The organism is Nitrosomonas mobilis, from assembly GCF_900103035.1.
GTDB classification, from domain to species: Bacteria; Pseudomonadota; Gammaproteobacteria; order Burkholderiales; family Nitrosomonadaceae; genus Nitrosomonas; species Nitrosomonas mobilis.
The window spans coordinates 1-12,286 of sequence record NZ_FMWO01000077.1 but is presented as its reverse complement, the minus strand read 5'-3'; the positions used below and the strand labels follow the sequence as shown (position 1 = coordinate 12,286).

Genomic DNA, 12,286 nt, shown 5'->3' with positions numbered 1-12,286 from the left:
ATATGGCCGTTGCTATGCAACATCGTGAGTGGTTTGAAGGGCTCTGGGACAAGTCCAAGTCCTTTGATTTGCCCGTGAAATTTAAGCCCGTCTTCTCCCCTTAGAAAGTTCTAATGGAAAATCTGGGGTTAGTTGTGCTCGCCCCGGCGTTCCAACCATCTACGCTAGCCCAGATAATTTTCCAGGTACTTGGTTGCGACTCCATGAAGCCTTCTCATCTACTGTTTGAGTCGGTTTTGTCACGTATTACCAGCACAGGCAAAGACAGGTGCCTGTGCCACGTTTGCGTGGTGGGCAATCCAAGTGAGTTGATCTTTGCAGGAAAGAGGAAAGAAAGTTTCATCCGCTTCGATGATTCCTTGCAGTCTATTGGGCAAAAATGTATTTTCTGCATTTAACTATAGGCTTAGTTTTTTAGGCACTTAATTTTGATCTGGTGCGCGCTCAATCACTGCGGCAAAGAAGCCATCGGTATGGTGATGAAGGGGGGATAGCTGCAGAAATACTCCCACGCTGGTTAGGTGGATTTGCTGTTGGGCGAATAACTGACCGCAATCTAGTAGTATAAAGTCGGAATGTGTTGCGAGAAACTGTTCAATAATCTGCTGATTCTCCTCTGGCAGTAAACTGCAAGTCGCGTAAACCAGTCGTCCACCGCGTTTAAGTAACTTGGCAGCAGCGTTAAGAATAGATTCTTGCTTGATTTTAAGTTCGTTGATGCTGCTAAGTGTTTGTCGCCATTTCAAATCGGGATTACGGCGTAACGTACCTAGCCCACTGCAGGGGACATCAACCAGCACGCGGTCGATTTTTCCAGCCAAGCGTTTAAGTTTCATGTCGCGTTCACTGTCGATTCGTTGTGGATAAACGTTCGATAAGCCGGAGCGTTTCAAGCGTGGTTTGAAATTTCCGAGGCGTTTTTCCGAAACATCAAAAGCATAAAGGCGGCCATGAGAGTGCATTAATGCGCCGAGCAACAGGGTTTTTCCACCTGCGCCTGCACAAAAATCAACCACCATCTCGCCCCGCTTGGGTGCAAGCAGGTAACCCAGCAACTGGCTGCCCTCATCTTGCACCTCAATTTTGCCTTCCAGGAACAAAGGGTGACGGTTGATTGTGGGTTTGCCAGGCAAACGAATGCCAACAGGGGAATAAGGGGTTGGGTGGGCATCAATTCCTGCTTGCGCCAATTCGGTCAGTACGGTTTCGCGTTTCGCCAGAATTGTGTTTACCCGAATATCCAGAGGTGCGGGCTGTTGTAAAATTTTTCCCAGACTCAGAATGTCATCATCTCGCATGAAGGCTTGCAGCTTCTCGACCAGCCATGGTGGTAATTCTGCCTGTATAGATAAGGGCAGTGTAGCGAGTGGCGTGGCTTTGATGCGGGGGATCCATTTCGCTTCCACCTCACGGATGAGGGGTTGTATCTCGCGCAAATTTATACCCTGAAACCTTGTCAGATAAGCAATGACCATTTCGCGTGCAGTCGCTTTCTCGAACTGACTTTCCAGGAAAAAACGGTGGCGCAGAATTCCAAATACGGTTTCCGCTATAGCGGCACGGTCATTTTGTCCCAGTTGTGGGTGATCCCGAAAATACTGGCTAAGCAAGACATCAGCTGGTGCCTGCAGCGGCAATACCTTGCGCGTACCTGCAATCAGCAGACTGAGTTGCTCAGCGGTCAGCGGCATGGGTCACCAATCGTTGCATGTGGCCATCCGGATTGTATCGGATAGAAGAAATCAATTGGTCAACTTCAATGCCACTGTTTTCCATATAAATAATCCGTAGTGGCAATAGAAAATAGTCTTTTGCAAGCCAAAGTTTTTTAGGACGAGGGTCATCTGGCGTGGGTTGTCTGGTCAGTACGATTGACGCGAATTTACCTATGGGAGTGGCAAGAATTTCCTCACTGACTGCATAACGGGCAGATTGCAGGCGGCGATGATCTGTTTCATGAATGGAGAATGCCGTCTGCGGGACACCGGAAAACATGAAGTGATACATGAAACTCAGCCTATCCTGAGTGTTATTCGGCAAGCGTTCGATCATTTCCTTGCCTTTGCGCCGATAGACAATGCGCTGTTGTTGCCAGTCGAACGCGACCTCACGCACCGGTTTGCTTCCCCGCTGATCAGTAAAAAGAACAGGTTGGAGGTTTTCCTGATGAATGATTCCGGTACTTTGCAACACAATGCTGCCGGATTTGACCAGACTGAGCAGTCCGCTTGCCCTGATTTCACTCTTTATCTGATAGTGACGGACGTCTTGTCGCTGATCAATGGAAAAAGTCTGACTGGCTTTGCCGCGCCCGATGGTTCCCTTGAGCGTGTATTCCAGTTCAAATTGAGTCGGCAGATCTGCTCCGTGGGCTATATCAGCCAGCCAGAACAGCAGAATCAGTGGTAATAATTTCATGGACTTATTGCTCGATATAAGGTGAGAATAGCACTTCCTGGGATTCGCATTCAATCGTTCTGACTATGACACGGCCATTGATGAGCTGCAAACGATCCTGCAGAAACCAGCGCACCGCTTGAGGATAAATCATATGTTCCTGGCGTAGCACCCTTTCAGCCAGCGTTTGCACAGTGTCGCGATGGAGTACAGGTACGGCCGCCTGAATGATGACTGGGCCATGATCGAGCTGTGGTGTAACAAAATGAACTGTACAACCGTGGATTCGAATTCCTTCACGCAACGCGCGTTCATGGGTATCCAGTCCAGGGAAAGCAGGCAACAGGGAAGGGTGGATATTGATCAGCCTGCCGTGATAATGATGCACGAATTGATCTGACAAAATACGCATGAAACCCGCGAGAGCAACCAGATCAGGCTGGTAACGATCAATTTGTTCTGCCAGCGCAAGATCGAACGCCTTCCGGCTCGAAAAATCTCGATGGTTGACTACATGGGTGGGGATACCGCGTGACCGGGCATATGCCAATCCTGCCGCTGCTGGGTTATTGCTGATTACGGCAATGGTGTGGACGAGTAACGAGGTTTTCAGCAAAGCTTGCATGTTGCTGCCCCTGCCTGAAATCAGAATGACCAGAGATTTCACTATTCCACTGCTGTCAGACAAATTCAATCGGGGGTGCGTCTGCCTCACGGCTACGAACTGTGCCAATCTGCCAGGCAGCTTCACCGGCTGCGCTCAAAATATCGAGTGCCTCCTGGGCATGTTTGACAGAGAGTATAACCACCATACCAATGCCACAGTTGAATACCCGAAGCATTTCCTGTTCACTGACATTGCCCTGTTGCTGTAACCAGATAAATAACGGTGGACGTACCCAGCTTGCAAGGTCAATCCGTGCAAGCGTGTCAACCGGTAAAACGCGCGGGATATTTTCCGACAGACCGCCACCGGTGATATGTGCCAGCCCTTTGACCGGTAATGCCCGGATCAGTGACATGATAGGTTTGGCATAAATGCGTGTCGGAGCGAGCAAGACATCAATCAGCTTGCCACCGGCAACCATGCTATCCAGTACAGTTTCATTTTGCGAAATAATTTTTCTGATCAGTGAGAATCCGTTGGCGTGCGGTCCGCTGGAAGCAATGCCCAGCAGAACATCGTCCTTCTCGATGGTGCTGCCATTTATGATGCGATCTTTTTCCACCACGCCCACTGCGAAACCAGCCAGATCATACTCACCCATTGCATACATGCCGGGCATCTCTGCCGTTTCGCCGCCAATCAGTGCACAACCAGCCTGCTCGCAACCACTGGCAATTCCCTGAATAACTTCGGCGGCAATGTCTACGTCCAGCTTGCCACACGCATAATAGTCCAGAAAAAATAACGGTTCTGCTCCTTGCACCAGAATATCATTGACACTCATTGCAACCAGATCAATGCCGATAGTTGAGTGACGCGCAGCCTGGAAGGCGAGTTTCAGCTTGGTGCCAACGCCATCTGTACCCGAGACCAGCACCGGCTGCCGGTATCCGGTGGGTAGCTCAAACAGTGCACCAAATCCACCAATACCTCCCAGTACTTCAGGGCGCAGTGTGCGGCGCACAAAAGGTTTGATTTTTTCTACCAGACGATTGCCAGCATCGATATCCACGCCGGATGACTGGTAAGTAACGCCATTTGTATCCGGATGGCTGGTTCTGGATGCAGTCAAGTTGAGTTCTCGCAGGGTTGAGGTTAGAGTGGTACTTTTTCAGGGTGAATTTTACCGTAAATGAACAGTAGACATGCCGGGGATTCCCGTTTTTTTTGGTGGGTTGCATTTATCGGATTGTGTGGCGGTTTGATTTATTTGCTCAACCCGATCCTGACGCCTTTTTTACTTGCCGCAGCCATAGCCTATATCTGTAATCCACTGGTGACCTGGCTTGCATTCCATAAAATCCCGAGAACCTTGAGCACGGTGCTCGTTATGCTACTTGCAATCAGTGTGTTGTCAGCAATGGTGTTGATCATGGTGCCGCTGTTTGAAAAGGAAATATCCAGGCTGATCGAGCGGCTCCCTTTCTTGCTCGACCTGTTTAAAACCCGTGTAATTCCCTGGCTGGAAGCACGGTTCAATATTGAGCTACAGATCGATATCGCTCTGCTCAAGCAAATTATTATTGATCACTGGAAAAGTGCAGGCGGGATAGCTGCCAGAGTGCTGCCCGACCTGAAAACTGGCGGACTGGTGATTCTGGAATTCATCATGAGTGCCCTGTTGCTGCCGGTTGTTCTGTTCTATTTACTGCGTGACTGGAATGTATTGAGCGAAAAGCTTAAGGGACTGATACCGCCACCTTGGCAGGAACAGGTTTTGGTGCTGGCTCGGGAAACAGATCGTGTGCTTGCCGAATTCATGCGCGGCCAGATTGCCGTGATCATCATCATGAGCGGTTATTTCATTACCGGCTTATGGCTGGTTGGGCTGGAATTCGCTCTGCCGATTGGTCTGATCGCCGGTGTGCTGGTATTCGTTCCGTATCTCGGTATGATTGTCGGCCTGATCCTGGCAACACTGGCCGCTATCACTCAGTTGCAGGAATGGAGTGGTGTGCTGGCAGTCTGGCTGGTGCTGGGCTCAGGACAAATAGTGGAAAGCATGCTGATCACCCCGCGGCTTGTCGGTGAGCGCATCGGTCTGCACCCGGTAGCAGTCATTTTTGCATTATTGGCGTTTGGCCAGCTGTTTGGCTTCATTGGTATTCTGCTTGCCCTTCCGATGAGCGCTGTGCTACTGGTCTGGTTAAGGCACCTGCACAGCCAATATTTAGAGGCCATGCAGTCAGATGATGGTTAGTAGAAAGGGGACCAGGCTATGCAATTTGAGGATAGAATGCCTCAGCACTATCAACCACCATTTACACAAAATCCAGGACACCCTCGAACGTGACAGGTGCATGCGAAGAGCTTGGTAAAAATCCTAACGTCGAGCGCGGGAAGAACGCCCGCCCGACATTCTACGGTGTGGATGAGACCAAGAAACTGGCCGACGACTGTATCGTCCGCGCCATCAACCGCTTGTCGCTTGTCATCAGCACTCTTAGCTCATGATTACCCTCGTGACAGGTGCCACCGGGTTCGTCGGAGCGGCAGTAGTGCGGGCCCTCGTGCAAACCGGTATTGATGTCCGTGTATTGGTGCGGCCGAATTCCGACCTCCAGAATCTTGACGGTCTCCCTGTTGAACGCGTTTCGGGAGATCTGCGCGATCCCGTCTCCCTTCGGAGAGCCCTCACTGGCTGTCGCCACCTCTACCACGTCGCCGCTCACTATGCGCTGTGGGCGAAAGATCCATCAATCTTCTACGACATTAACGTCACCGGCACTCGAAATCTGTTGGAAGCCGCTCGCGATGTCGGCGTTGACCGCACGGTCTACTGCAGTACCATCGGCACGATCGGCTTGCCACCTGGCGGAGGACTTGGAACGGAGGAGACACTCGTGTCGCTCGAGCAGATGGCCGGCCACTATAAACGGTCTAAGTATCTCGCCGAGCAGGAGGTGCATAAGCTAGCCAAGGAGGGATTGTCCGTTGTTATCGTCAATCCCAGCGCGCCGGTTGGCGAACGCGACGTGAAGCCGACTCCAACCGGTCAGATCGTTGTGGACTTCATGAAAGGTCGGATGCCAGCCTATATCGAGACTGGCATAAACATTATCGACGTGGATGACGTGGCCACCGGCCATCTGCTGGCAATGGAGAAAGGCCGCCAGGGAGAACGGTATATCCTTGGCTCCAAGAACCTGTTGCTTTGCGAAGTGTTTGAGATTCTTGGCACATTAACTGGCGTCAAAGCCCCGGCTCTAAAATTACCGAGAGGCGTAGTGCTTCCCTTCGCCTATCTTAATCACTGGATTGCCAATTTGACCGGTATGTCGCCGCGCATTCCTCTGGAAGGAGTGAAGATGGCGAAGTACAAGATGCACTACGATTGCAGCAAGGCCATCCGGGAACTTGGCCTGCCACAACATCCTCCTGAAGTGGCGTTGGAGAAGGCCGTGCGTTGGTTCAAGGCTCACGGGTACGTATAACAGCGACTACCCGGTTCATGGAAACTGTTATATTTTTTCTCAAGGGGCTGCACTTCGCCGATGGCATCGCAAGATCATCAGAGAAAACATATCAACGATTGACAGGTGAGCAGTTTGTCGCAGGCAGGCGCCATGCACCAATGCGTTACGTTCACGAATGCATCTTGCCGATGCATTCGCGGAATGGGACGATAAGTTAGTACACAAAGACCGCAAAACCAGAAACTATTACCGTCGAAAAAACTGGTGCGTACAGTTAGCGAAAAATTAGTAAGTTCAATAAAATCAGACTTGTCTGATTGAGTGGCGGCTCAAATCGTTGCCGTAATTTCTGGAAATATCTTATAGAACATCAGATATGCCATTCCCAGCGTCAACAAAAGATTCAGCGACTGTCCGCAAATATACAAAATCAGTGGCTTACCACCGACAAAATGATGTTTTAGTGTTTTGAAGTTAGTGGATAACCCAATACTGGCAAAGGCCAGGCAAAAAAACCAGGTCCGCAGGTTTTTGGTGAAATCATTCAGCACACCATTTTCCAGTACCAGATTGACAACTGGTTTATCCAGTGTGGCATAAAGTAGAGAAAACAACAGACTTGCACCGATGAACCCAAGAATAAATTTGGGGAAACGATGCCATATTTCGCCGACCCCAATGCGTGGTCTGCCAGCCTGTTTCTCCACTCGGGTAGCAAAATAAATAGCGACCGCGAATGCAATTACACCAATTAATATATTCTGAATCATTTTGATTGTGGCCGCGACATACATGGCACGATCGCCGAGCGCAGCACCCGCCGCCACTACTGCACCCGAACTATCGATGGTGCCACCGATCCACGCACCGCCTAATACCTCCGGCATCCCGACAAATTTGATGAACATTGGTAGCAATACCATCATGACTGCGGTAAATATCATACTCAACCCGATAGCAACTGTCAGTTCCTCGCGTGTAGCTTTACTCGCCGCAGCAGTAGCAATCGCGGCAGACACGCCGCATACACTCATATCTGCACTAATAGTGATATTGAGCGATTTAGACGTAATCTTCAGTATTGTCTGGCCAAACCAGTAAGTCGCTACCAGCACGATCGGCGTCACCACCCAGGCGACAAATATACCCGGTAAGCCAATCGCGAGGATTTTGCCAATCATCAGCTCCGCGCCCATTAGTACCAACCCGGTTTTGATGAAAAATTCCGTTTGTAGGGCGCCCGTCGCCCAAGCTGGTGTGCCAATGGTATTGCTAATCACCATACCCAGCACAATCGCCCAGATAGCATACTCAATTCCATAATTCTTAAAATCAATTTGGGCGGCCAATATCAATGAAACAAGCGCAATCATCGCAATAAGAGCAAACCCTTTGGCAAACCCCAGAAAAGCAATTCCCTGCACCTTGGCGCCAATAGCAAACAGTATCGTGAGGATTGTAATCAGCAACAGGCTGTGTGGTAATGAGAATCCACCTGCTTTCAGTTTTGCTCTATTTTTTTCAAATGCAGTTAATTGCTGCTGCCAGGCATCAATTGCAGTTTGCGCGCCCAGATTGAGTGCAAGCTGCGCAAAATTAGCGGCCTGCGCAGCTTGCTCAGCGCGCAGTGCCTGCGCGCGAGCAAGTTTGACTGCATCAGAGGCTGTGGGCAAACCGCCTTCCTCCTTGGCGGGCTTATAAATCGCCTCGAGTGGATCACTCAGCCATTTGTTTGGCAAGGCAGTCAGTGTTTTCAGAAAATGCCCAAGCGGCTGCTGCGAGAGTTTTACTTGTGCCAGCCCGGCAGTGGCTTCATGCCAAACGACTGTTTTAATTGGTTTGACAGATTCCTGCTCGATTATCGTAGAAAACCCGGCAATTTTCTGCTTGGCATCGCTAGTGACAAGTGAGAAATAGAGCGCAAGAGCCAGTAACAGCAGAAATGTGCCCAGCACAATCGCCCAGAAATCCTCTGTTTTGTAGAAGGGTTGTAGGTGAGGTTTATTCATGTTTTTCGGTACTACAAAATAGATCTAAACACGATGCTGCGCTTGATAGCGTAATTACGCTCTACCCCATTTAGTTCTATACTTTGTCAGATTCAGATAATTTGTGACAGCTTAGCATGAGGCAGGCTGAAGTGGATTGCCCATGAAGGTGCGGTGCAGCAATTCAAATGTGTTGTGGCCCTGCTTATGCCTGTATCGAGATAAGAACGGATGATGCAGAAGTTCTCCGCCCCATTGAGGGTGCGGAAGCAGCCGGAGATTTTTTGTTTTACTTTAGGCATTCGAATCGTACATTCATCCAGATTATTTGTGTAAGGAGCACGAAGGTCAGTCACAAAGCACAGCACTTCGCTTGGTTCCCGCACACGCTTGAGAGTCGTTCCTTTGTGCCCAGCCTGACCACCAGGCTTGGCACCCGAGGAGCGACGCAGTGAGCGTGTCTTATTCAGCCCATCGGAGGGCGGTGACTTACTCGAATTGTGACTGTCCTTGGATAATCGAGTTTCCAATTTAGGTACTCGCGCAGTCAAAATCCGAACTTGTCCGAATAACAGGCGGGTCAAATCATCTTTTTGATCTGAGGTCAGTGTCGTGAGGTCAGGAAGTTCGAGTTTGTGCATGACTCGTAGTATGATAAATAACTGACTGCTCTGCAAGTCTATGCTGAATAGTCATGATAATTCCAGCAACACATTAAGTTTGATATGTAACAATATATTTTTGTATATGTCAATCACGATTCTGTTGTGTGAAGATACGAAACGGTCTCTCAAATCTGCCCTACAGAGGCTACCAGAAGCACTTGATGCATATTTATTGCCCATTTACAAGACTAAAACTACCGGCTTTAACTGCGAGAACATGCTGCGCAGGAGGGGTGGCGGAACGCGTTCGAGAGGTTGGTTCGTCAGAGTGTGACGCATTTGAAATCAGAATGGTACAGGGTGTAGTGAGTAAGGATTATGCGCATATACTGGTAAGTTGTCCCCCGGAGATGGCACCGAGCGAGACCATGTCGACGGACAAAGGGACGAACATCGAGCTATCTGGTTGAAGGATTTCCTTACCTGAAGTTGACATCCGGTGCAATTGATTGGAATGATTTGATTGGTAAATTACACGTTAAAAGAAGACAATCAGCGGCGATAAAAGATGATCAACAAAAGCATATCTGTGACTGGCAGGCAAATGGTTTGTCGCAGGTTGTCTATTGTGGGGCGCACGAGTTGAATATGAAGAAGCTTGGCAATCGGTTGCGACATTGCCAAGCTGTGACCGCGATTCGTAATCTGCGTTTTCTCCGGTAGTCAAGATTTGATTTGCCGGAATTTTCCATCAAACCGTTACGCTGTCATGGTATAACCAGCCGAGATAACCCAGGTAAGCACATAGCAGGATACTGCCTTCAATACGATTAATGTGCCCGGCTCCACGCCACCCATAGCTCATTGCCAGCAGAACGATCGTCAGACCAAACATCACTGGAAAGTCACGCAGCAGCACGTCAGCAGGCGGGCTGGAGGGTTGAATTAATCCCGGCATGGCCAGAACTGCCAGCAGATTAAACATATTTGAGCCGAGTACATTGCCAATGGCAATATCATGTTCGCCCTTCAGCGCGCTGACGATGGAAGCCGCCAGTTCCGGCAGACTGGTGCCGATGGCGATAATGGTCAGGCCAATTATCAGGTCACTGACACCAAACCACTCGGCAATATTGATCGCTCCCCACACCAGCATGCGGGAGCTGAGCAGCAGGGTAATTCCACCCAGCACTAGCCACATGACTGCTTTGCCTGTTGGAAATTGTGCCGGAATTTCCTCGGCGAATTCGCTGGTCATGGGATCCCCATTGCGATCATTCAAACCCAGGCGCACCATCCATGCCATCAACAGCACTGTACCAGCTAACAGAATACCGCCATCGAGCTGACCCAGCTCTCCATCCAGCATCAGGAGTAATGCTAGCATCATGATCAGCAGTAATACGGGAAATTCCCGCTTGAGAGTAACGGAATGAACGGTCATCGGTGCAATCAATGCGGTTAAGCCCAGTATCAACCCGATATTGGTAATATTGGAACCCAGCACATTGCCTATTCCCATCGCCGGGTTACCTTCCCAGGCAGCTATGGCTGAGACCAATAACTCTGGCGCAGAAGTGCCAAAACCAACAATCGTCAAACCGATAATCAACGGGCTGATTCCCAGATTACGCGCCAGCGCCGATGCCCCCAGCACAAACCGGTCTGCCCCCCATACCAGTAAGGCAAAACCAAAGAGCATAGCGAGAATGGAATACAGCATGATCGACATTCGGGATTTCTCCAGTAAAAATGAAACTGATATGTAGTATGTCTTACAGGAGCCAATTAGCTTAACAGGGGGCTGTAAGAGCAGTTTTTATGCCCAACCAATAGTAGCAAATATAACTATATTTGTTGGGAGCGCATCTAAGTCAAACATTTTTTATTTTTGCTTGGTCTTGCTTAGAAATCTGAGTTTCAAATTTTGGTGCTCGAGCATAATCGATAATCTGAAAACTATAGGTCAACAATGAACGTAGTGTATCCTCGTAACTGCTCGGAAGCAGCAAAGAAATCATCGCAAGCTCACTTGAACATGGCAGAGGTTCCGTAGTATCTGCCATACAAAATTTCTTTTTTGAAGAATCGCTAATAGCGCTCAATAAATTTCTTTTGTCGCATAGCGTTGGCTTTGCCTGGAATCAACTTGGGTTTTTTGTAAACATGGCCCAGTCGATGTAATAATTGGGTCATGCCGCTTTCACTGCTAGCTACTTGTCACGTCTGCTCGACGTAATGCGCGATTTCTTTGACAATGAGATAAAGATTTTCCTGATTAGTTACTTCTCTCAGAAATCTTGTAAAATCTACAAATTGCGAAGAAACGTAGCAAAATCAGAGGAGGATGGCAATGGCGATGAATAAAATTCAGTTTCAGGCAGGCCTGTCACTGCATGAATTTCTGCATCAATATGGCACGGAAGCACAATGTGAAGCAGCATTGTTTGCTGCGAGGTGGCCACATGGCTGGAGATGCCTGCGCTGCGATGGGGAGCGATATTCCTGTACCCATAACGGCCGCAAGCTATGGGAATGCCTGGATTGTGGCTACCAATGTTCTTCAATTGTCGGCACCGTGTTTGAAAATACTAAATTACCGCTAAGAACCTGGTTTCTGGCCATTTACTTGATGACGCAAAGCAAGAATGCGGTCAGTGCATTGGAACTCAAACGTCAGCTGGGGGTAAGTTACAAAACGGCATGGTCGATCAAGCATAAGCTGTTACAGACCATGCTGCTGCGCGAAGAGCAACGCCGTCTGGATGGACGCGTGGAGGTTGACGATGCTTATCTGGGAGGTGAAAGGCCGGGAAAGCGCGGGCGGGGCGCGGCAAGTAAGACGCCATTTGTAGCGGCAATACAAACAAACAGCGAGGGGAAGCCACTTTATATACGCTTGACCCCCGTAGCGGGTTTTACATATGAAGCGCTCAAACAGTGGTCGGCTGAATGTCTGTCATCTACTGCACGAGTCGTATCTGATGGTTTGGGGTGTTTCGGGGCGGTTACGCATACAGCCGCGCAGCATGAGCGCCATATTGTGGGAAGTGGCAAATCTGCTGTGCAGCGTGCCGAGTTTCGCTGGGTCAATACGCTTCTTGGCAATCTCAAGACTGCCTTCAGCGGAACCTACCATGCATTCAATCACGCCAAGTATGCACAGCGCTATCTTGCAGAATTCTCCTATCGCTTCAATCGCCGTTTTGATTT

11 protein-coding genes and 2 pseudogenes are annotated in these 12,286 nt (G+C 49.4%); 4 read left to right on the top strand and 9 right to left on the bottom strand.

Features of this window, described 5'->3' with window-relative positions; all coding sequences use genetic code 11:
* Window positions 1-235: 235 nt before the first annotated feature.
* The 5 genes and pseudogenes from NSMM_RS15770 to purM form a co-directional block, all read right to left on the bottom strand.
* A pseudogene (locus NSMM_RS15770) lies at window positions 236-365 on the bottom strand (IS1595 family transposase); the annotation flags it as partial.
* A 57-nt stretch (window positions 366-422) separates the two neighbouring features.
* On the bottom strand, window positions 423-1,691 hold the full coding sequence (locus tag NSMM_RS12485) for an RsmB/NOP family class I SAM-dependent RNA methyltransferase (protein ID WP_090287928.1): 1,269 nt from the start codon (window positions 1,689-1,691) through the stop codon (window positions 423-425).
* Window positions 1,675-2,418, bottom strand: a complete 744-nt coding sequence (locus NSMM_RS12480; protein WP_090287926.1) for a DUF3108 domain-containing protein — start codon at window positions 2,416-2,418, stop codon at window positions 1,675-1,677. The genes NSMM_RS12485 and NSMM_RS12480 overlap by 17 nt, the downstream gene beginning before the upstream one ends.
* 4 nt (window positions 2,419-2,422) lie before the next feature.
* On the bottom strand, window positions 2,423-3,064 hold the full coding sequence (purN, locus tag NSMM_RS12475; protein WP_090287924.1) for a phosphoribosylglycinamide formyltransferase: 642 nt from the start codon (window positions 3,062-3,064) through the stop codon (window positions 2,423-2,425).
* Between the two features lie 13 nt (window positions 3,065-3,077).
* On the bottom strand, window positions 3,078-4,136 hold the full coding sequence (purM, locus tag NSMM_RS12470; RefSeq protein WP_090287922.1) for a phosphoribosylformylglycinamidine cyclo-ligase: 1,059 nt from the start codon (window positions 4,134-4,136) through the stop codon (window positions 3,078-3,080).
* Between the two features lie 60 nt (window positions 4,137-4,196).
* On the opposite strand from purM, the gene NSMM_RS12465 reads away from it, so the two are divergent.
* Together NSMM_RS12465 and hpnA are read left to right on the top strand one after the other, a co-directional pair.
* A complete protein-coding gene (locus tag NSMM_RS12465; protein ID WP_090287920.1) occupies window positions 4,197-5,264 on the top strand; it encodes an AI-2E family transporter in 1,068 nt (355 codons plus the stop codon).
* 250 nt (window positions 5,265-5,514) lie between these two features.
* The gene (gene hpnA, locus NSMM_RS12460) at window positions 5,515-6,498 is read left to right on the top strand and encodes a hopanoid-associated sugar epimerase (RefSeq protein ID WP_090287917.1); all 984 of its coding nucleotides are present in this window, start codon (window positions 5,515-5,517) and stop codon (window positions 6,496-6,498) included.
* Between the two features lie 311 nt (window positions 6,499-6,809).
* Here hpnA and NSMM_RS12455 read toward each other — a convergent pair whose 3' ends face one another.
* Together NSMM_RS12455 and NSMM_RS17160 are read right to left on the bottom strand one after the other, a co-directional pair.
* Entirely contained in the window at window positions 6,810-8,489 is a 1,680-nt protein-coding gene (locus tag NSMM_RS12455) for a YeiH family protein (protein ID WP_090287915.1), read from the bottom strand.
* Window positions 8,490-8,581: 92 nt separating this feature from the next.
* A complete protein-coding gene (locus NSMM_RS17160; protein WP_090287913.1) occupies window positions 8,582-9,109 on the bottom strand; it encodes a DUF6444 domain-containing protein in 528 nt (175 codons plus the stop codon).
* Window positions 9,110-9,366: 257 nt separating this feature from the next.
* Here NSMM_RS17160 and NSMM_RS12445 point away from each other — a divergent pair, with 257 nt between their 5' ends.
* Complete coding sequence (locus NSMM_RS12445; RefSeq protein WP_425412378.1) at window positions 9,367-9,543, top strand: transposase; 177 nt, start codon at window positions 9,367-9,369, stop codon at window positions 9,541-9,543.
* A 281-nt stretch (window positions 9,544-9,824) separates the two neighbouring features.
* Here the strand turns inward: NSMM_RS12445 and NSMM_RS12440 are convergent, their stop codons facing one another.
* Window positions 9,825-10,805, bottom strand: a complete 981-nt coding sequence (locus tag NSMM_RS12440) for a calcium/sodium antiporter (protein ID WP_218121117.1) — start codon at window positions 10,803-10,805, stop codon at window positions 9,825-9,827.
* Between the two features lie 359 nt (window positions 10,806-11,164).
* Window positions 11,165-11,278 (bottom strand): annotated as a pseudogene (locus NSMM_RS17155) (winged helix-turn-helix domain-containing protein); the annotation flags it as partial.
* Window positions 11,279-11,426: 148 nt separating this feature from the next.
* Here NSMM_RS17155 and NSMM_RS12425 point away from each other — a divergent pair.
* The coding region (locus tag NSMM_RS12425; RefSeq protein WP_090283480.1) for an IS1595 family transposase at window positions 11,427-12,286 on the top strand (860 nt) is incomplete at its 3' end.

Excerpts from the sequence above, each read along its gene's own strand:
- NSMM_RS12485 (WP_090287928.1), bottom strand. The coding sequence starts at position 1,691 with ATGCCGCTGACCGCTGAGCAACTCAGTCTGCTGATTGCAGGTACGCGC.
- NSMM_RS12480 (WP_090287926.1), bottom strand. The coding sequence starts at position 2,418 with ATGAAATTATTACCACTGATTCTGCTGTTCTGGCTGGCTGATATAGCC.
- NSMM_RS12465 (WP_090287920.1), top strand. The coding sequence starts at position 4,197 with ATGAACAGTAGACATGCCGGGGATTCCCGTTTTTTTTGGTGGGTTGCA.
- hpnA (WP_090287917.1), top strand. The coding sequence starts at position 5,515 with ATGATTACCCTCGTGACAGGTGCCACCGGGTTCGTCGGAGCGGCAGTA.
- NSMM_RS12455 (WP_090287915.1), bottom strand. The coding sequence starts at position 8,489 with ATGAATAAACCTCACCTACAACCCTTCTACAAAACAGAGGATTTCTGG.
- NSMM_RS17160 (WP_090287913.1), bottom strand. The coding sequence starts at position 9,109 with ATGCACAAACTCGAACTTCCTGACCTCACGACACTGACCTCAGATCAA.
- NSMM_RS12440 (WP_218121117.1), bottom strand. The coding sequence starts at position 10,805 with ATGTCGATCATGCTGTATTCCATTCTCGCTATGCTCTTTGGTTTTGCC.